Origin of the sequence: Nocardia brasiliensis NBRC 14402 (assembly GCF_000308475.2) — a bacterium.
In the GTDB taxonomy this organism is placed as follows: Bacteria; Actinomycetota; Actinomycetes; order Mycobacteriales; family Mycobacteriaceae; genus Nocardia; species Nocardia brasiliensis.
On record NZ_BAFT02000065.1, the window covers coordinates 116315 to 134902 of the forward strand.

Here is an 18588-nt window from a genome sequence, read left to right on the forward strand (position 1 = left end):
CGGCGGCGGGCTCAGTCGCCGACGCGACCGAAGTCGTCGAGCGGGCCGAGGTCTTCGGTGCGGCCGAGTAGTCGATCGGTCTCGCGGCGTTCGCGTTTGGTGGGGCGGCCGGAGCCGCGATCGCGGCGCGGCATGGCGGCGAGGAGTTCGCGGGAGGGCGGCGGCGGGGAGCGGTCGATCAGGCATTGCGCGGCGATCGGAGCGCCGACCCGTTTGGTGACGATGCGCTCGACGATCACGATGCGTTCGATGCCGCCGCTGCGGATGCGCACCTCGTCGCCGGGTTTGACCGGCTGGGCGGGCTTGGCCGCGGTGCCGTTGACGCGAACGTGTCCGCCGCGGCACGCTTCGGCGGCGGCGGATCTCGTCTTGAACAGGCGCACGGCCCAAGTCCAGGAATCGACTCGGGCCTGCGTCGCGGTATTCATAGTTCCGTGGGTACGGATGCCGTTATCGGCGCGGGGCACGCTTACACGATACGGCGCGCGGTGACCACTTGGTCGGCGCGCAGCGAGGTGTAGGTGACCGGCTCACCGGACTGCACCGCGTTCAGCAGCTTGCCGTCACCCGCGTAGATGCCGACGTGGGCACCGCCGTTGGTCACGACGATGTCGCCGGGCTGCAGGTTGTGGAAGGCCACCGGAGCGCCGACGTGCGACTGCTCGAAGCTGGTGCGGGGGAGTTCGACGCCGGCCTGCCGGTAGGCCCACTGGACCAGACCCGAGCAGTCGAAGTTCGACGGGCCCGCGGCACCCCAGGAGTACATCGCGCCGACCTTGGTCTTGGCGGCGTCGAGGGCGATATCGCTGGCGCTGGGCGCGGGATTGAACATCCCGGGCATGTTCGGCGCGAAGTTCGGCACGCCGGGCGCGACCTGCTGCTGGGCGCCGGGGGCCTGCGCGTTCGGCATCGCCGAGACAGCCTGCTGGATCTGCTGATTGAGCTGCTGGACCGGTGCCTCGTATTCCTGCGGGACAGGAACATCGAAGTTGCCGACACCGGGAATGTTGATGGTCGCGGCCATCGCCGGGATCGCGGGCATGGCCCCGGTCGTTGCGGCCAGCGCGCCCATCACGACGGCACCCTTGACGGAATTCGGCAAGCGAGAATCCCGCTGCAAGCTGTGTTTACCCACCGAGCTACGTCTCCGATCTTCGTGCTCTCCCGCCGACCGGGCAGCTGACCAGAAAATGGCCGCAAAGTATCACCGTCACCAACACACTCGGGTGATCCCGGCACGACAGCCGGGTAGATGGCCCCGACAGCCGATAAGGCGGTAACTCCGTGGCGCCGCTTCTCTTTCGAAACGACAGGACTCCACTAAGTCACGAAGAGATTACGATGCCGACGCGGTGTTGTCCAGCGCACAGACCAGCATGTTTTAAGCCGAACTGAAAGTGCCTGGACGATCGCCCGAAATCACGACACGCCCAGCGGGTCACGACACGATATCGCGCCGCGCGCGGGTGTCACGAAACGGCGCGCGACGGGACGAATCGGACAGGGAGGCCTCAGAATTCGCGACCGGCGGGACGCCTGCCGTCGCCGCCGAGCGCCTGTTCCAGCTCGACGATCCGGCGCTGCGCGTCGGCCAGGCCGACCTCGAGCTGGCCGAGCGCCATCACCAGCGGTCCCACCGCGAGATCGGCCACCAGCTGCGGATCGTCATAGCCGCGTTCTATCGCGACCAGGATGTTGGACCGGATGCGCCGCGCCACGGTGGCGCCGGCCGGTACGTTCCAGGACTCGACCACCTCGGCGGTGGTCGGGGTGGGTTCGTCGGACATGCCCCTCCGATACTCGCTGGAATCGCCCTCAGCGTAGTGACTTCCGCAGTACAAGAGCAATCGTGCAATACCCACCGCTAGTCGTATCTAGGACACGCCGTAGATATCGGCAGATTTCCCGGACCGGACGAGCTACGGTGTGCGGGTATGGACCCCGTGCGGAATCCGTATGCTCCCGGAGCCGGACAGCGCCCACCCGAATTGGCCGGGCGCGACAAGCAACTCACCGCTTTCGACATCGTGCTGGAGCGTGTCGCGCGGGGCCGCCCGGAACGCAGCGTGATGCTCACCGGGCTGCGCGGTGTCGGAAAGACGGTGCTGCTCAACCAACTTCGCTCCGCCGCCATCTCCCGCGGCTGGGGCACCGGCAAGATCGAGGCCCGCCCGGACCAGGAACTGCGCCGCCCGCTGTCCTCCGCGCTGCACATGGCGGTACGCGCGATCGCGATGGCGCATCGCAATCCGGAACGGGTCGACGACTTCCTCGGCATCCTCAAGGCGTTCGCGCTGCGCGCCACCGCGGACAAGGGCATGCGGGAACGGTGGCAGCCCGGTATCGACGTGCCCGCGGTCACCGGCCGCGCCGATTCCGGTGATATCGAGATCGACCTGGTCGAGCTGCTGGTCGAGGCCGCGGCCCTGGCCGGCGAAATGGGTGTCGGCATCGCGATTTTCATCGATGAGATGCAGGATCTCGGCCCGGCCGACATCTCCGCGATCTGCGGTGCCTGCCACGAATTGAGCCAGGACGCGGCGCCGCTCATCGTGGTCGGCGCCGGACTGCCGCACCTGCCCGCGGTGCTGTCCGCCTCGAAGAGCTACTCCGAGCGCCTGTTCAGCTATCACCGCATCGACCGGCTCGACCGCGCGGCCGCCGATCTGGCGTTGATCGCGCCCGCACAGCGTGAGGAGGTGAAGTTCACCGACGACGCCTTGGACGCGCTGTACCAGCGGGCCGACGGATACCCGTACTTCGTGCAGGCCTACGGCAAGGCGGCGTGGGACCAGGCGCCGGAGAGCCCGATCACGGCCGAGGACGTGGACGTGGCCGCGCCGAGCGCGGAAGAGGAATTAGCGGTCGGCTTCTTCGGTTCCCGCTACGAACGGGCAACGCCCGCCGAGCGAGAGTACATGCGCGCCATGGCCGATCTGGCCGGCGACGACGGCCCGGTCGCCACCGCGGCGGTGGCCAGCGAACTCGGCCGCAAACCGGCCTCGCTCTCCCCCGCCCGGGACGGGCTGATCAAGAAGGGGCTGATCTATTCGGCCGAGCGCGGCACCATCGGCTTCACGGTCCCGCACTTCGGCCGCTACCTCCGCAGCGTCTGAGATCGGCGCAAGCGTCGAATCAGGCTGTCTATCAAGATCATTAGAGATCCGTAGAAACCAATCGACCCGAAGCCCTACCGGCCGGTAACTAAAGTTCTTACACTCGGATGTGATCCTGATCACGTCCGAGGAGGACATCATGGCGACTGCCGCGAAAGTCGACGCCACCGAAGAACAGGCCCGCGCACTGGTCGAGGAATCCCGCGAAACCACCTGGGCCAAACCATCGTTCGCCAAGGAGATGTTTCTCGGACGGTTCCGGCTGGATCTGATCCACCCCTACCCACGGCCCAGCGCGGAGGACGCCGCGCGCACCGAGGCCTACCTGGCCCGGCTGCGGCCGTTCTGCGAATCCATCGACGGGCGGGTGATCGAAACCGAGGGCCGGATCCCGGACGAATACGTCAAAGGTCTGGCCGAACTCGGCTGCTTCGGGCTCAAGATCCCGGAATCCCATGGTGGTCAAGGACTTTCCCAATTCGGCTACAACCGCGCGTTGATGCTCGTCGGCTCCGCGCATCCCAGCCTCGGCGTGCTGCTCTCGGCGCACCAGTCGATCGGCGTGCCCGAACCGCTCAAGCTCGCGGGCACCGCGGAGCAAAAAGCCGAGTTCCTGCCCCGCTGCGCCGCGGGCGCGGTGAGCGCGTTCCTGCTCACCGAGCCCGACGTCGGCTCCGACCCGGCCCGGATGGCGAGTTCGGCCGTCCCGACCGACGACGGCGAGGCGTACCTGCTCAACGGGGTCAAGCTGTGGACCACCAATGGCGTTGTCGCCGAACTGCTCGTGGTGATGGCGCGGGTGCCCAAGAGCGAAGGGCACCGCGGCGGCATCTCCGCGTTCGTCGTCGAAGCCGACTCGCCGGGCATCACGGTCGAGCGGCGCAACGCGTTCATGGGTCTGCGCGGCATCGAGAACGGCGTCACCCGGATGCACGACGTGCGGGTGCCCAAGGCCAACCTGATCGGGCGCGAGGGCGACGGCCTGAAGATCGCGCTCACCACCCTCAACGCGGGGCGGCTCGCCATCCCCGCGCTGTGCACCGCGTCCGCCAAATGGTCGCTGAAGATCGCCAGGGAATGGAGCGCCGCCCGAGTGCAGTGGGGGCGCCCGGTCGGCGAGCACGAGGCGGTCGGGCAGAAGATATCCTTCATCGCCGCAACGACTTACGCGCTGGAAGCGGCCCTGGACCTCTCCGCCGCCATGTGCGACGAGGCGCGCAACGACATCCGGATCGAGGCCGCCCTGGCCAAACTGTGGGCCAGCGAGATGAGCTGCACCATCGCCGACGAGCTGGTACAGATCCGCGGTGGCCGCGGCTACGAGACCGCCGCCTCGCTCGCGGCCCGCGGCGAACGCGCGGTCGGCGCCGAACAGCTCGTCCGGGATCTGCGCATCAACCGCATCTTCGAAGGTTCCAGCGAGATCATGCGGCTGCTGATCGCCCGGGAAATGGCCGACGCGCACATGACCGCGGCCGGCGCGCTGGTCGACCGCAAGGCCGAGTTCAAGGACAAAGCGAAAGCGGCCGTGGGCGCGGCGGGCTTCTATGCGAAGTGGTTCCCCCAGTTGGCCGTCGGCGCGGGCACCACACCGGCCACGTTCTCCGAATTCGGGGTGCTGGCAAAGCATTTGCGGTTCGTCGAGCGCAGCTCGCGCAAGCAGGCGCGGTCGCTGATGTACGCCATGGGCCGCTGGCAGGCGGGTCTGGAGTACAAGCAGAACTTCCTCGGCCGCATCGTCGATATCGCGGCCGAACTGTTCGCCATCTCCGCGGCCTGCGTGCGCGCACACGCGCTGCGCACCGCGAACGCCCCCGAGGCCGCGGCCGCCGAAGAACTCGCCGACATCTTCGCCAAACAGTCCCGCGTCCGCGTGCGCGAACTGTTCGACGCGCTCTGGGACAACACCGACGCCGAAGACCGCACCCTCACCCGCGGCGTCCTCGACGGCCGCTATACCTGGCTCGAAGCAGGCGTTTTCGACCCCAGCGAAGGCACCGGCCCCTGGATCGCCGAATGGCAGGTAGGCCCCTCCACCGAACCAAACCTCCTCCGCCCCTTCCTCCCCTCCACCCGCAAACTCACCCCCTGACCCACCCGGCCCCCGTCGCGCTCCCACCCCGGAGCGCGACCCCGCCATGCCCGAACCGGCAAATATTCGCGACTATCAGCCAAACACTAGATAGCGATAGATTCTCCTAACCGGGTCGGCCGACGCTCGATTGCGAAATCTAGGGCTCTCTAGAAAATCCCCTCGATGCACCGAGATGCACCGAGCGGCGTCCACATGACTCTCTATCTCAATCTAGTTCTGGGGCTACAGATTTGTAGATTGTGGGGGGTTCGGGGGTGGGGGTACGTGTCGGCTTCAGTTGGACAACTTGTGCGTAACGCCTGGTATGTGGGGGTAACGGGGCGGAAATATCTATCGACAACCGGGCAAGAACGATCCGCTTGGATGCACCCTCCACAGGAGGTCGTCATGTCCATGACTATTTCGCGCTGCGCTGCCGACTACGACGGTCACCGTGTCACGGTGACGGCTACGGACGGCGTCCCGCTGTCGGTCCGCGTGTTCGGCGGCGATACCGCGACGGTGACCGTCGTGTTCGCGCACGGGCACTGCTTACGTACCGAATCGTGGTCCTTCCTGCGCGATCACCTGTTGCGCCGCTGGACGGACGCCGACACCAGGATGGTGTTCTACGACCATCGCGGGCACGGCGAATCCGGCGAGGCGCACCCCTCGACCTACACCATCGACCAACTCGGGCACGACCTCGACACCGTGCTGCGCACCGTCGCACCGACCGGGCCGGTCGTGCTGGTCGGTCATTCGATGGGCGCGATGGTGGTGCTGGCCTATGCCCGGCTCTTCCCGGAGACGATCGGCACCCGCATCGTCGGCGTCGGCTTGATCGCCGGCGCCGCCAACGGCCTCACCGAGGTCGGCCTCGGCCGCTTCCTGAAGCGACGCGCGGTGCGCTCGCTGCAGGTGGCGGTGGTGCGCGCGCCCCGCGTGATGCAGGGCTCCAAGCGGATGTCGCGCCGGATCTGCGAGCCGATCATGCGCGCGGCGAATTCCGGTACCAGGCGGGTCAATCCGCGCATGGTCGCGGTCGCGACCGCCATGCTGAACGAGACCCCGCTGCTGACCATGTCGAGCTTCCTCGCCTCGCTGATGACCTTCGACGAAACGGCGACCCTGCACCGGCTCGGCAGCATCCCCGCACTGGTGCTCGCGGGCACCGCAGACATCGTGGTGCCGTTCGCGCACTCGGTGGTGCTCGCGTCACAGCTGGCGGGATCGCAGCTGGTGCCGCTGGAGGGCGCGGGACACAGCGTGATCTTCGAACGCGCCGAGGAGGTGGCGCTGTCGCTGGCCGGACTGGTCGACCAGGTCGTCGGCACCCTGCGCGGGCAGGGTCCGGAGTACGCGGTCGCCGGCTGACGCACCGGCCGTCGGCGTTTCGCACCAGCGCCGACGGCCGGTCACGGGCAACTTTTGGGCGAACTACCGAAGATCACTGCTCGACGAGCCAGAAATCGATTCCTTCTGTACTGTGTTAGAGATCACGTTGTGTGGTGAGTCACACGACTTGGTGACGCGCGTTTCCTGGCAGACCATGGAACGAACCGCTACCCACCGAGTTCGCATGTGCCGCCAGGAACACAGGAGGTATCGATGACACGCAGCGAAATCGCGGAACTCCGCTATGCGGTCGGCCAGCTCCGGCAATCCATCGGCGTACTGCGGACGCACTATGGCGACGCGAACATGGTGCGCCGGTTGGAGAACGACCTCGAACGGCTCGTCATCGACGCCGACGAGATCGAGCAGGCTCCGCCGCCGGAGGTGAAGCGCCGTCCGCAGGACACCATCTACGTCCCGGACAGCAAATCCGACGAGGCAGCCTGGATGGGCGCACAGGACGAGGGCCTGGGCTTCCACTCCCGGCCGCGCACAAAGTAGATCCCGGCAGATACTTCGCGGGCCCGTTCCGTGCCGGTGGGCCCGCGATGTGCTGTGTGCTCAGGCCCGGTGCCGACCGAAGCGACGATTCGGCCGCGCCCCGTGGAACCGGGCACCACGGGGGACGTCCGGCACCGGGGTAGACCCGGCCGATTCGAACAGCGCCGCGATGCCGTGGTCATGGCCGAGCGCGATGGCCTCCAGCCCGTAGCTGCCGTTGGCCCGGGCGAGTTCGTGCAGCATCGTGGTCATGATGCGCAGGCCGGTCGCGCCGACCGGATGCCCGAGCGCGATGGTCGAACCGTTCACGTTGAGCCGTTCCCGCGGATCGAAATCCCAGGCCCGCGTCAACGCCAGCACCTGCACCGCGAACCCCTCGTCCACCTCGACCAGATCGAGGTCGTCGAGCCGCAGCCCGGTCCGCCCGAGCAGCTTGGCCACGGCCGGTGCGGCGCCGAGAGTCGCTGGGCCCGAATCACTTCCGGCCGCGGCCCAGCCGACCAGATACGCCATCGGCGTCAAGCCGAGATCCGCGAGCCGATCCTCGGCCACCACCAGGCAGGCGGCCGCGCCGCGCCGGTGTGCGCTCATGTTGCCCGTGGTCACCACACCGTCCGAGCGCAACGGGCGCAGCGCCGCCAAGGTGTAGGTGGAGACCTCGTCGTCGACCCCCTCATCGCGCAGGATCCGGTGTCCCCCAGTGTCTTCGCCGCCTCGATCGGGCCCGCGCAGACCGCGGCCCGGCGCGTCGATCACCCCGACCGGGATCACCTCGGCGGCGAACTTTCCCTGCCGCCAGGCGCGCGCCGCCTTGCGGTGACTGGCCACCGCGAACTCGTCGGCGTCGGCCCGGCCGATGCCGTAGTAGCGTGCCAGGTCCTCGGCATTCGCCAGAACAGCGGCGTCGACCGGCCCGCCGGGACGAGCGTCGAGCGCCGGGGCGCATTCCACACCGCCCGCCACCACCACGTCGGCGGCCCCGGTCTGCACCATCATCGCCGCCGTGAGCACCGCTTGCAGGCCGCTGCCGCAGCGCCGATCGGTGAGAAAGCCGGGCACGGCCAGCGGTAGACCCGCACCCCGCGCGGCCGTTCTACTCAGTTCGGGTCCGGCGGACAGCCCGCCGTCGACGCAGGCGAGCGCGACATCTTCGACCCGGGCCGGGTCGATGCCGGAACGTTCGACCACCGCGGCGAGCACGGTCGAGGCCAGCCATTCCGGCGGCATCCCGGCCAGCGCGCCTCCTTCGATCCCGCTCGGCGTGCGGACCGGCGCGACGATCGCGGCTCTTCTCACCTGACTCTCCTTCCCCCGGCCGCGTCCGCACCCACCGGCACTGCCGGTCGTGCTCGACGCGGCCGCTGCCGTACACATCGGTGCACGTCAGCGGGTACATCTCGGGGAAAGGTGACCACAGATTTGTTGCCGCCGTGTGACGATCGGCGCGTCATGATTTCAACCCGCGGTTTTGTTCCGGGCGAGCTTGCTCGAATCCTGTTCCGTTTTAGTCGAGTTCGAAGTGTTTGCGGTCCGTTCACCGCTCTGCGCTGTCTGTTGAAGCGACATCGAATGTGGCGCAAATCACGGGCATCCCGGCGGGTCCGGAATGCCGGGACCCCGCTCGAGCGATAGCAGGGGTGTCGTATGGTGCTGGGCATCACATTCGATTGCAGAGGGAATCGATCCCCCCGCACAGCAGAGCGAGGCATCCACCTGTGAGTGCCGCACCGACCGCCACCCCGGAGACGGGGACCGGCGTCTTCAGCAAGACCAGGGCCCGAATCTCCGAGCGCACGCTGCGTACCGATCGATGGTGGGTACCGCCGTTGATCACGGTGCTCGGGCTCGGCGCGTTCGTCATCTACGCGACGATCAGATCCTATGTGCGAACGGCATATTGGGTACCGGACTACCACTACCTGACGCCGTTCTATTCGCCGTGCCTGAGCACCTCGTGCGTCGAGGGGTCCAGTCACTTCGGCACGCCGTTCGGCGACCTGCCCGCGATCCTGCCGCTCGGCTTCGTCGTGCTGCCGTTCCTGCTCGGCTTCCGTTTGACCTGCTACTACTACCGCAAGGCCTATTACCGGGCCGTGTGGTTCTCCCCGCCCGCCTGCGCGGTCGCCGAGCCGCACGCCAAGTACACCGGCGAGACCCGGTTGCCGCTGATCATCCAGAACGCGCACCGCTACTTCTTCTATGTGGCGCTGCTCGTTTCGGTGATCAACACCTACGACGCGGCGGTCGCGTTCCACGGCAAGGACGGCGGTTTCGGTTTCGGCCTCGGCAATATCGTGCTGTGGGTCAACGTGATCCTGCTGTGGGCCTACACCCTGTCCTGCCATTCCTGCCGGCATATCGCGGGCGGTCGGCTCAAGAACTTCTCCGCGCATCCGGTGCGCTATTGGTTCTGGACCCAGGTCTCCAAATTGAACACCCGGCACATGGCGCTGGCCTGGACCACGCTCGGCACCCTCGTGCTGACCGACTTCTACGTCATGTTGGTGGCCAGCAAGACGATTTCGGACTTGCGGTTCATCAACTGATCCGCCTCAACCCCAGGAGTATTCGCGGCCATGCCAGAAGTGGAACGGCACAAGTACGACGTCGTCGTGATCGGAGCCGGTGGCGCCGGATTGCGCGCGGTGATCGAGGCCAGAGAACACGGCCATTCCGTCGCGGTGGTGTGCAAATCCTTGTTCGGCAAGGCGCACACCGTGATGGCCGAAGGCGGCTGCGCCGCGTCGATGGGTAATGCCAACGAGAAGGACAACTGGCAGACCCATTTCAAGGACACGATGCGCGGCGGCAAGTTCCTGAACAACTGGCGCATGGCCGAACTGCATGCCCAGGAGGCGCCCGACCGGGTGTGGGAGCTGGAAACCTATGGGGCGCTGTTCGATCGGACCGCCGACGGCCGGATCAGCCAGCGCAACTTCGGTGGTCACACCTACCCGCGGCTCGCGCACGTGGGCGACCGGACCGGCCTGGAGATCATCCGCACCATGCAGCAGAAGATCGTCTCGCTGCAGCAGGAGGACTTCGCGGCGACCGGCGACTACGAGGCGCGGATCAAGGTCTTCTCCGAGTGCACGATCACCGAGCTCCTCAAGGACGGCGACCGCATCTCCGGCGCGTTCGGCTACTGGCGCGAATCCGGCCGTTTCATCCTGTTCGAAACGCCCGCAGTGGTTTTGGCCACCGGCGGCATCGGCAAGTCGTACAAGGTGACCTCGAATTCGTGGGAGTACACCGGTGACGGTCACGCGCTCGCGCTGCGCGCCGGGGCGACGCTGATCAACATGGAGTTCCTGCAGTTCCACCCGACCGGCATGGTCTGGCCGCCGAGCGTCAAGGGCATCCTGGTCACCGAGGGTGTGCGCGGTGACGGCGGGGTGCTCAAGAACACCGAAGGCAAGCGGTTCATGTTCGACTACATCCCGCCGGTCTTCAAGGGGCAGTACGCCGAGACCGAGGAAGAAGCCGATCAGTGGTTGCGCGACAACGATTCCGCGCGCCGCACGCCCGACCTGCTGCCCCGCGACGAGGTCGCGCGGGCGATCAACGAGGAGGTCAAGGCCGGACGCGGTACCCCGCACGGCGGCGTGTTCCTCGATATCGCCTCGCGGATGCCCGCCGAGGAGATCGTGCGACGACTGCCCTCCATGCACCACCAGTTCAAAGAGCTCGCCGACGTGGACATCACGAAGGAGCCGATGGAGGTCGGCCCGACCTGTCACTACGTGATGGGCGGCGTCGAGGTCGATCCCGATACCGGCGCGGCAACGGTGCCCGGGTTGTTCGCGGCCGGTGAGTGTTCCGGCGGCATGCACGGCTCCAACCGGCTGGGCGGCAACTCGCTGTCGGATCTGCTGGTGTTCGGCCGCCGGGCCGGCCTGGGCGCGGCCGCGTACGTCGAGCGGCTCACCGAACGTCCCGCGGTCTCGGATGCCGATATCAGCGCGGCGGCGAAAGTCGCTCTGGCACCGTTCGATCCGCCGGCCGAGGGCGCGGGCGAGAACCCGTACACCCTGCACACCGATCTGCAGCAGACGATGAACGACCTGGTCGGCATCATCCGCAAGGAGCACGAGGTGCGCGAGGCGCTCACCAAGCTCGACGAACTGCGTGCCCGGTTCAAGCAGGTCACCGTGGAGGGGCACCGCCAGTTCAACCCGGGCTGGCACCTCGCCCTCGACCTGGAGAACATGCTGCTGGTCAGCGAGTGCGTGGCGAAGGCGGCGCTGCTGCGCACCGAGAGCCGCGGCGGGCACACCCGCGACGATCATCCCTCGATGGATGCCGACTGGCGGAACAAGCTGCTGGTCTGCGCGGTGGATCAGAGCACGGCGGACCAGGCCATCCCCGACGTCACAGTGACGCCGAAGGACCAGGTTCCGATGCGGCCGGAGCTGCTCGCCCTTTTCGATCTCGGCGAGCTCGAAAAGTACTACACCCCGGCCGAACTCGCCGGGCACCCGGCGACAGCCGGGAATTCGACAGAGCGAGAGGCGTAGCGATGGGTTACGACGCCAAATTCCGCGTATGGCGCGGCGATCTCGAGGGCGGCGAACTGCACGACTTCACCGTGGCGGTGAACGAGGGCGAGGTGGTGCTCGACATCATCCACCGGCTGCAGGCGACGCAGGCCCCCGATCTGGCCGTGCGCTGGAACTGCAAGGCGGGCAAGTGCGGATCGTGCTCGGCCGAGGTGAACGGGCGGCCGCGACTGCTGTGCATGACCCGGATGTCCACCTTCACCGAGGCCGAGGTCATCACGGTGACCCCGATGCGCACCTTCCCGGTGATCAAGGATCTGGTCACCGACGTCTCCTTCAATTACCAGAAGGCGCGCGAGATTCCGTCGTTCACCCCACCCGCGGATCTGAAGCCGGGCGACTACCGGATGAAGCAGGTGGACGTCGAGCGCTCGCAGGAGTTCCGCAAGTGCATCGAATGCTTCCTGTGCCAGAACACCTGCCACGTGGTGCGTGACCACGAGGAGAACAAGAAGTCGTTCGCCGGGCCGCGGTTCCTGATGCGGATCGCCGAGCTGGAGATGCATCCGCTCGACGTCGGCGACCGGCGCAACCTGGCGCAGGACGAGCAGGGCCTCGGCCTCTGCAATATCACCAAATGCTGTACCGAGGTCTGCCCGGAACATATCAAGATCACCGACAACGCGTTGATCCCGATGAAAGAGCGCGTGGCCGACCGGAAATACGATCCGCTGGTGTGGTTGGGCAACAAGCTGTTCCGCCGCTGAAATACCCGAATGCGCACCGGCCGAGACATTCTCGGCCGGTGCGCAGTGCTATTTCCGGGCCGCCTATTACAAGATCGCGACCACGCCGAGGGCCACCACCCACACCAGCGCCCCGACCAGTAACGCCTGTACCAGTGAACCGGTGAGGAGGAAGACGCCGATCGATGTCACCGCGAACAACAACGTGACGATCAGCCATTCCACCCAATCGCCCGGACGCAATTTCTTGTACGGGGAGTGGGAGTTCTTCAACCCACGGTCCATAAAGCATGGGCTACCCAAATGTTATCCAAGCGAAACGCGCTACTACGGCGCGCCGACGAGCCCGGCCCGCATCCGCCGCGGCCGGGCTGCCCTGGCGTGGCTATTGGGGCCGGTCGAACTCGCCGTCTTGGACGCCCGCGGTGAACGCCGCCCACTCGGCGGGTGTGAAGACCAGCACGGGGCCGTCCGGATTCTTGCCGTCACGCAGGGCGACGTGCCCCTCGGCCAGCAGCGCCACCTCGACGCTGTCGTTACCCGCCGTTGCGCCCGCCGTGCGCCAGGTCGCGCCGGACAGGTCGACATTCGCACCACTGTTGACACTCACGAGTCGAACTCCTTGCTCAGCGCCACGCGCTCAGGCGCGGGTGAATTCGCCGCCGGCCACACCGGAGGTGAATATGTCCCATTCCGCGGGGGTGAAAACCAGGGCCGGGCCGCCGGGATTCTTGCTGTCGCGCACGCCGACCTGTCCGCCGTCGAGGAAGGCCACCTCGACACAATCCTTGCTACCACTGCGGGTGCTCGTAAACCACTGCGCCCCAGCCAGATCGATACTCATGCCGCAAACTCCTTCGCTACCTGCCGGAGCAGATGTCTACTGGTTTGAATATCCAGCGCGGCGCGCTGGAGGCACGCGTGTGCCCGATGGTACCGCTGCACGTCGACCGGTCTTTCGAGGTAGAGATCCCCGGTGAAGCCTTCTACATACACAACTGGGGGCTCTACCGGATGTCCCTTGCTATCTGTGCCGAACTCGAGCACGGTGAAAGGCCCCGTGGAATCTCCGAGCGGAATGCCGGCCGCGAACGGCAGGATACGCACAGCAACATTGTCGTTGGTACTCAAATCCGCAAGATGTCGTAGCTGCGCCGCCATCACTTTGGCGCCACCGACCACGCGGCGCAAAACCGACTCGTGCAACACCACGGCAACGGTCGCGGGGGAGGCCCGCCGTGAGATCAGGGCCTGGCGCTGTAACCGCAATTGCACCCGGCGTTCCAGTTCCGCCTCGGAATCACCCGGGTAGCCGAGGCGATGCAGCGCCTTTGCGTAATCCGCGGTTTGCAGCAAACCCAGCACCAGTTCAGACTGATAGGAACTGAGTTGCTGGGCCGATGCCTCCAAACCCACGTAGACATCGAAGTTTTCGGGTATCAGGTCGCCGTAGGCGTGCCACCAGCTCTTGACCGCGGCCTGCTGGGCCAAGCCCTTGAGACCGTCGGCCAGCTCGTCCGGAATACCATAGATGCGGCACAGCTCTTGGATATCGATGGTGCGGATGCGGTCGGCCTGTCCCTTCTCCAACCGCTGCAAAGTGCTTGCGCCCCACTCCATCAGCCGCGAGGCCTCGGCGATGGTGAGACCCGCCTGGGTGCGCCAATCGCGCAGGTACCGGCCCAGCTGCCGGCGCGGTAGGGTAGAGGAAGCGCTCTCGGTACCGGACGGTCTGTCGTGATTTCCGGACACTCGCTCCGAACTCGTTGACGCTCTTGCCGAACTCGCTGACACAGCACGCTCCGTTCTGTGTTCGGCTGCTCACCCGCGGGCAGGCGGGGGCAACCAGCAAGCTCGGTTCCCCGTCACTTCGCTTGGGCAGCGGGCTCTTTCGTCCACTATGGAGAATCCTGCCCTCCCGGCTGGTTTTCGTGCTGGGAATTCGCGCGAAATTTTTGGATATCCATCGCGGGCGTTGTTTCACCTCCCCGGCAATGGTGTGCTGGAAGTATGCCCGGCGTTGTCCGAGCACTCACCAGGAGTCGCCCGCAGGAACGAGGAGTCATGGCTGTACATGTCATTGCGTCGTCCTTGATGACCAGCGATCTCACTACGCACCGAGCACGCAGCGTCGGAGACGGCAGCTGGGTGGTGTCCTACCTGCCCGGCCGCACGCTGACGTGTGCGCAGGCCGTGGCCGCGCTGCGGGTTGCCGAAGTGGTGCCGGCGCTGCTGGACGTGGTCGGCGACCTCGCCGACGAGGTCGGGCTCACCGCGCTGGAGGCGGTCGGGATGGCGGTGCGGCAATCATCCTGGGAAACCGAGCATCCGGTTCCGTCGCGACATCGGTGGCGAGCCACCGCCCAGCCGGCGGGAGTCGCCTGATGCAGCTCACCAACCTGAACATGCATGTGGCGGCGATGCTGGCCTGCGGCGCCGACCCCGGCATCATGACCGTCGAACAAGCCCACGCGGCAATGCAATTGCATCTCGACTGCACCGTGGACCGCTGCCGCGTGCGGCGGCGCGCCCGGACCACGCTGGTCGAGGAGGGTCGCTGCGTGCTGGACGAACGCGCACTGCCCTGCTGAGCCCGCTGCGCGCCCGCGCGATCTGAGCCGAACTCGCGCCGATCCGTTACCGTTGCCTGCGCGATGAGGTGTGTGCGGGAGAGGCGAACTCTGGTGGTGGTGCGACTGTTCCGGCGTTCGCTGGCGGTCTTGACGGTGTCGCTACTGGCCGCGGTGCCGGTAGCCGGATACGGCAGCGCCGCGCCCGGCGCGGACCCGGCGCCCGGCGGCATGGAGCGGTTCTATCGTCAGCAGCTCGCCTGGAAACCTTGCGGCATCGACAATCTGGACAAAGCAGGCGGCGAGTGCGCGGACGTGCTGGTGCCGCTGGACTACGGCAAGCTCGACGGCCGCACCATGACAGTGGCGATATCGCGGGTCAAGGCGGCCGAACCCGCCCGGCGGCAGGGGATTCTGCTGGCGAACCCGGGCGGGCCCGGCGCCGAAGGGCTGGACAGTATCGATCTGCTCGGCGACGTCCTGTCCCCGGCGGTGCTGGCCACGCACGATCTGATCGGGATGGATCCGCGCGGCGTCGGCGAATCGGGGCGCAGCAAGCGCTGCGGGTGGCCGGTCGGCGAGATGGTCCGGTCGGCGGGCCTGGATCTGTCCGGCTTCGTGCACGACACGGTGCAGTCGGCGGGCATGGCCGCCGGCTGCCTGGTGCACGACCCGGAGATGATGCGGCAGTTCACCACCCGCAACACCGCCCGGGACATGGACGTCGTGCGCGGCGTCCTCGGCGAGCCGACGCTCGACTACTACGGCACGTCCTACGGCACCTACCTCGGCGCGGTGTTCACACAACTGTTCCCGGACCGCAGCGGGCGGATCGTGCTGGACAGCGCCATCGACCCGGACCGGTACTGGGCGGGGCTGGTCCAGGATTGGGGACCGGCGGACGAGATCGCGCTGGACGACTGGGCCGCCTGGGCTGCGACGAAAGACGAGATATACCGGTTCGGCGGTACGCCTGAGCAGGTACGTGCCACGGTCGAGCAGCTGATCCGCACGGCCGCGCGGCAGCCGATCGTCATCGATGATTTCGCCATCGATGACCACTGGCTGCCGTTCGTGCTGCACGGGATGCTGATGAACTTCCGGTTGAACGACGCACTGGCCCAGACCATCCGGGAGATCGCCGACGCGGCGGGCGGCCCACCGGCCGAGGCCCGCACGCCCCGGCTCGCCGCGATCCTGACCGCGCTGCGCGACGGTGAGAATTCCACGCTGGCCCAGATCGCCTGCGGGGACGCCGGGGTGCCGCGGGATCCGGGCTGGTACTGGCGCACGATCGAAGAAACCCGCACCACTCAGCCGGTTTTCGGGGCGATGGCGGGCAATATCCAACCGTGCGCGTTCTGGCCGGGACCGGTGGAGGCGCCGACGGTGGTGCGTAATGCGGTGCCCGCGCTGATCGTGCAGTCGACCGGCGACCCGCGCACGCCGTACCAGCACGCGCTGCGGCTGCACCAGCAGTTGAGCGCGTCGACGTTGGTCACGCTGCGAGATGTGCGTATCCACCTGGCTTTTCGGCCGGATCTGAGCAGTTGCGTGAACGAGGCGATCAACACCTACTTCGCCGAAGGCGTACTGCCCGACACCGACGTGGACTGCTCCGCCGACGGCGCGGCGGCGAAATAGCACCGACGGCATCCGGCCCCGATGACCCCTCAGGCATCGGGGCCGAACCCCGTCAGGCCGCGACCGTCGCCGGTTCGTCGGCGAACTGGGTCCGGTACAGCTCGGCGTAGCGCCCCTCGGCGGCCAGCAACTCGGAGTGGTTGCCGCGCTCGATGATTCGGCCGTCCTCCAGCACCAGGATCTGATCGGCGGCGCGGATGGTGGACAACCGGTGCGCGATGACCAGCGCGGTCCGGCCCGCCAATGCCTCCGACAGCGCCTCCTGCACCGCGGCTTCGGAGGTGGAGTCGAGCGAGGCGGTCGCCTCGTCCAGGATGACGACGCGCGGCTGCTTCAACAGCAGGCGGGCGATGGTCAGGCGTTGCCGTTCGCCGCCGGAGAGGCGGTAACCCCGCTCGCCGACCACGGTGTCGAGTCCGTCGGGTAGCGATTCGACCAGGTCGCGTAACCGGGCGCGCTGCAGGGCATCCCAGAGTTCGTCCGTGGTCGCCTCGGGGCGCGCCAGTGCCAGATTCGCGCGGATCGTGGTGTGGAACAGATGCCCGTCCTGGGTCACCAGGCCCACGGTGTCACGCAGGGAGGTGGTGCTCAGGTCCCGGACATCGGTGCCGTTCAGCCGCACCGCGCCGCTGTCCACGTCGTACAGTCGCGAAACCAGCTGCGCGACCGTGGATTTGCCCGCGCCCGACGAGCCGACCAGCGCGACGAGCTGGCCGGGTTCGGCGCGCAGCGAGACGTTGTGCAGCACGTCGACCCCGCCGCGGGTGTCCAAGGTCGCCACGTCTTCCAGCGACGCGAGCGAGACCTTGTCGGCGGCGGGGTAGGCGAAGGTGACATCGTCCAGCTCCACCGCGACCGGTCCCGCTGGCACCGCGACCGCATCGGGCGCGTCCTCGATGAGCGGTTTCAGATCCAGCACCTCGAACACCCGCTCGAAGCTCACCAGCGCGGCCATGATCTCCATCCGGGCGCTGGCCAGCGCGGTCAGCGGGGTGTAGAGCCGGGTGAGCAGCAGCGACAGCGAGACGACCGCACCCGCGTCGAGCTGGCCGCGCAGCGCGTACCACCCGCCGAGGCCGTAGACCAGCGCGAGCGCGAGCGCCGATACCAAGGTCAGCGAGGTGACGAACACCGTCTGCAACATCGCGGTCCGGATGCCGATATCGCGGACCCGGCGGGCACGCAGCTCGAACTCGTCGGACTCCTGCCGCGGCCTGCCGAACAGTTTCACCAGCGTCGCGCCCGGCGCGGAGAACCGCTCGGTCATCTGGGTGCTCATGGCCGCGTTGAGACCCGCCGCCTCCCGTTGCAGGCCGGCCAGCCGATTGCCCATCCGGCGTGCGGGCACCACGAAGACCGGCAGCAGGACCAGGGCCAGCAGGGTGATCTGCCACGAGATCCGCACCATCACCGCGAGCGTGAGCGCCAAGGTCACCAGGTTCGTGATGACCCCGGACAGCGTGTCGCTGAACGCGCGCTGCGCGCCGATGACGTCGTTGTTCAACCGGCTGACCAGCGCGCCGGTCCTGGTCCGGGTGAAGAACGCGACCGGCATCCGCTGCACGTGATCGAACACCGCGGTCCGCAGGTCCAGGATCAGGCCCTCGCCGATGCGTGAGGACAACCATCGGATCAGCACGCCGAGCACGGCATCGACCACGGCGATCAGTCCGATCACGACGGCCAGGGTGATCACGACGCGCGGCGCGGCCCCGTTGACGATGTCGTTGACCACCCGCCCGGCCAGCACCGGCGTCGCCACGCCGAGCAGCGCGGCGAGCACGCTGAACAGCAGGAACGCCCCGATCCGCCGCCGATGCGGAGCGGCGAACCGGAGAATGCGGCGCGCGGTGGCCAGGCGGAACGGCCGCTGCTCTGCCGGCGCGTTCGCCCGCCGGTACATCTGGCTCCACGCCACCGATTCGATACTCACCTTTTGAGTCCTTTCACTCCCCACCCATTCAAGCCCTCGGCACCGACACTAAGACCTCAACAAAGGTTGAGCACAAGCCCATCCCGCGGGCATTTCTTCTGCGCACA

General features: G+C 67.3%; 19 protein-coding genes. 10 read left to right on the forward strand and 9 right to left on the reverse strand.

Translation table 11 applies throughout. The annotated features are described in order from the left end of the window. Nucleotides 1-11: 11 nt before the first annotated feature. From TY25_RS23170 to TY25_RS23180, 3 genes are all read right to left on the reverse strand, one after another. Nucleotides 12-428: an RNA-binding S4 domain-containing protein gene (locus TY25_RS23170; RefSeq protein WP_042259135.1), complete on the reverse strand. Its 417-nt coding sequence runs from the start codon at nt 426-428 to the stop codon at nt 12-14. 41 nt (nt 429-469) lie between these two features. Then, the gene (locus TY25_RS23175; RefSeq protein WP_425297025.1) at nt 470-1102 is read right to left on the reverse strand and encodes a C40 family peptidase; all 633 of its coding nucleotides are present in this window, start codon (nt 1100-1102) and stop codon (nt 470-472) included. 409 nt (nt 1103-1511) lie between these two features. After that, on the reverse strand, nt 1512-1787 hold the full coding sequence (locus TY25_RS23180; RefSeq protein ID WP_042259136.1) for a hypothetical protein: 276 nt from the start codon (nt 1785-1787) through the stop codon (nt 1512-1514). A 147-nt stretch (nt 1788-1934) separates the two neighbouring features. On the opposite strand from TY25_RS23180, the gene TY25_RS23185 reads away from it, so the two are divergent. The 4 genes from TY25_RS23185 (at nt 1935) to TY25_RS23200 (ending at nt 7089) form a co-directional block, all read left to right on the forward strand. Next, complete coding sequence (locus TY25_RS23185; protein ID WP_042259137.1) at nt 1935-3116, forward strand: ATP-binding protein; 1182 nt, start codon at nt 1935-1937, stop codon at nt 3114-3116. A gap of 139 nt (nt 3117-3255) precedes the next feature. Next, nucleotides 3256-5208, forward strand: coding sequence for an acyl-CoA dehydrogenase family protein (locus TY25_RS23190; protein WP_042259231.1), 1953 nt, complete (start codon nt 3256-3258; stop codon nt 5206-5208). A gap of 396 nt (nt 5209-5604) precedes the next feature. After that, a complete protein-coding gene (locus TY25_RS23195) occupies nt 5605-6567 on the forward strand; it encodes an alpha/beta fold hydrolase (RefSeq protein ID WP_042259234.1) in 963 nt (320 codons plus the stop codon). 234 nt (nt 6568-6801) lie between these two features. Further along, nucleotides 6802-7089, forward strand: a complete 288-nt coding sequence (locus TY25_RS23200; RefSeq protein WP_042259138.1) for an Rv0250c family protein — start codon at nt 6802-6804, stop codon at nt 7087-7089. A 60-nt stretch (nt 7090-7149) separates the two neighbouring features. Here the strand turns inward: TY25_RS23200 and TY25_RS23205 are convergent, their stop codons facing one another. Further along, entirely contained in the window at nt 7150-8385 is a 1236-nt protein-coding gene (locus tag TY25_RS23205) for a thiolase family protein (RefSeq protein ID WP_174484640.1), read from the reverse strand. 419 nt (nt 8386-8804) lie between these two features. Between TY25_RS23205 and sdhC the strand changes: the two genes are divergently transcribed. From sdhC to TY25_RS23220, 3 genes are read left to right on the forward strand one after another with little or no spacing between them, the layout of a single operon-like run. Beyond that, nucleotides 8805-9635 (forward strand): succinate dehydrogenase subunit SdhC, encoded by an 831-nt coding sequence (sdhC, locus tag TY25_RS23210; RefSeq protein WP_014989138.1) that lies wholly within the window; start codon nt 8805-8807, stop codon nt 9633-9635. A 30-nt stretch (nt 9636-9665) separates the two neighbouring features. Then, nucleotides 9666-11606, forward strand: coding sequence for a fumarate reductase/succinate dehydrogenase flavoprotein subunit (locus TY25_RS23215; RefSeq protein WP_042259139.1), 1941 nt, complete (start codon nt 9666-9668; stop codon nt 11604-11606). A gap of 2 nt (nt 11607-11608) precedes the next feature. Next, complete coding sequence (locus tag TY25_RS23220) at nt 11609-12355, forward strand: succinate dehydrogenase/fumarate reductase iron-sulfur subunit (protein ID WP_029903515.1); 747 nt, start codon at nt 11609-11611, stop codon at nt 12353-12355. A gap of 66 nt (nt 12356-12421) precedes the next feature. On the opposite strand, the gene TY25_RS23225 is transcribed toward TY25_RS23220, so the two are convergent. The 4 genes from TY25_RS23225 to TY25_RS23240 form a co-directional block, all read right to left on the reverse strand. Next, nucleotides 12422-12619: a hypothetical protein gene (locus TY25_RS23225; protein WP_041563210.1), complete on the reverse strand. Its 198-nt coding sequence runs from the start codon at nt 12617-12619 to the stop codon at nt 12422-12424. Between the two features lie 100 nt (nt 12620-12719). Beyond that, nucleotides 12720-12944 carry a DUF397 domain-containing protein gene (locus TY25_RS23230; RefSeq protein ID WP_042259140.1) on the reverse strand — a complete coding sequence of 75 codons (225 nt, stop codon included), beginning with the start codon at nt 12942-12944 and terminating at the stop codon, nt 12720-12722. A gap of 30 nt (nt 12945-12974) precedes the next feature. Beyond that, nucleotides 12975-13178, reverse strand: a complete 204-nt coding sequence (locus tag TY25_RS23235; RefSeq protein WP_041563211.1) for a DUF397 domain-containing protein — start codon at nt 13176-13178, stop codon at nt 12975-12977. Continuing rightward, on the reverse strand, nt 13175-14086 hold the full coding sequence (locus TY25_RS23240) for a helix-turn-helix domain-containing protein (protein ID WP_014989144.1): 912 nt from the start codon (nt 14084-14086) through the stop codon (nt 13175-13177). Before TY25_RS23240 ends, TY25_RS23235 begins: the two co-directional genes overlap by 4 nt. A 312-nt stretch (nt 14087-14398) precedes the next feature. On the opposite strand from TY25_RS23240, the gene TY25_RS23245 reads away from it, so the two are divergent. The 3 genes from TY25_RS23245 to TY25_RS23255 all read left to right on the forward strand — a co-directional run bounded on the left by TY25_RS23245 (nt 14399) and on the right by TY25_RS23255 (nt 16548). Next, nucleotides 14399-14719, forward strand: a complete 321-nt coding sequence (locus TY25_RS23245) for a hypothetical protein (RefSeq protein ID WP_029903511.1) — start codon at nt 14399-14401, stop codon at nt 14717-14719. Further along, complete coding sequence (locus TY25_RS23250; RefSeq protein WP_014989146.1) at nt 14719-14925, forward strand: hypothetical protein; 207 nt, start codon at nt 14719-14721, stop codon at nt 14923-14925. The genes TY25_RS23245 and TY25_RS23250 overlap by 1 nt, the downstream gene beginning before the upstream one ends. Before the next feature lie 93 nt (nt 14926-15018). Further along, a complete protein-coding gene (locus tag TY25_RS23255) occupies nt 15019-16548 on the forward strand; it encodes an alpha/beta fold hydrolase (RefSeq protein ID WP_226887112.1) in 1530 nt (509 codons plus the stop codon). 52 nt (nt 16549-16600) lie between these two features. Here the strand turns inward: TY25_RS23255 and TY25_RS23260 are convergent, their stop codons facing one another. Continuing rightward, nucleotides 16601-18481, reverse strand: coding sequence for an ABC transporter ATP-binding protein (locus tag TY25_RS23260; RefSeq protein ID WP_042259143.1), 1881 nt, complete (start codon nt 18479-18481; stop codon nt 16601-16603). Nucleotides 18482-18588: the final 107 nt, after the last annotated feature.

Coding starts and splice junctions, on each gene's coding strand:
- TY25_RS23200 (WP_042259138.1), top strand. CDS start 6,802: ATGACACGCAGCGAAATCGCGGAACTCCGCTATGCGGTCGGCCAGCTC.
- TY25_RS23185 (WP_042259137.1), top strand. CDS start 1,935: ATGGACCCCGTGCGGAATCCGTATGCTCCCGGAGCCGGACAGCGCCCA.
- TY25_RS23245 (WP_029903511.1), top strand. CDS start 14,399: ATGGCTGTACATGTCATTGCGTCGTCCTTGATGACCAGCGATCTCACT.
- TY25_RS23180 (WP_042259136.1), bottom strand. CDS start 1,787: ATGTCCGACGAACCCACCCCGACCACCGCCGAGGTGGTCGAGTCCTGG.
- TY25_RS23235 (WP_041563211.1), bottom strand. CDS start 13,178: ATGAGTATCGATCTGGCTGGGGCGCAGTGGTTTACGAGCACCCGCAGT.
- TY25_RS23250 (WP_014989146.1), top strand. CDS start 14,719: ATGCAGCTCACCAACCTGAACATGCATGTGGCGGCGATGCTGGCCTGC.
- TY25_RS23195 (WP_042259234.1), top strand. CDS start 5,605: ATGACTATTTCGCGCTGCGCTGCCGACTACGACGGTCACCGTGTCACG.
- TY25_RS23170 (WP_042259135.1), bottom strand. CDS start 428: ATGAATACCGCGACGCAGGCCCGAGTCGATTCCTGGACTTGGGCCGTG.
- TY25_RS23190 (WP_042259231.1), top strand. CDS start 3,256: ATGGCGACTGCCGCGAAAGTCGACGCCACCGAAGAACAGGCCCGCGCA.
- TY25_RS23225 (WP_041563210.1), bottom strand. CDS start 12,619: ATGGACCGTGGGTTGAAGAACTCCCACTCCCCGTACAAGAAATTGCGT.
- TY25_RS23215 (WP_042259139.1), top strand. CDS start 9,666: ATGCCAGAAGTGGAACGGCACAAGTACGACGTCGTCGTGATCGGAGCC.
- TY25_RS23220 (WP_029903515.1), top strand. CDS start 11,609: ATGGGTTACGACGCCAAATTCCGCGTATGGCGCGGCGATCTCGAGGGC.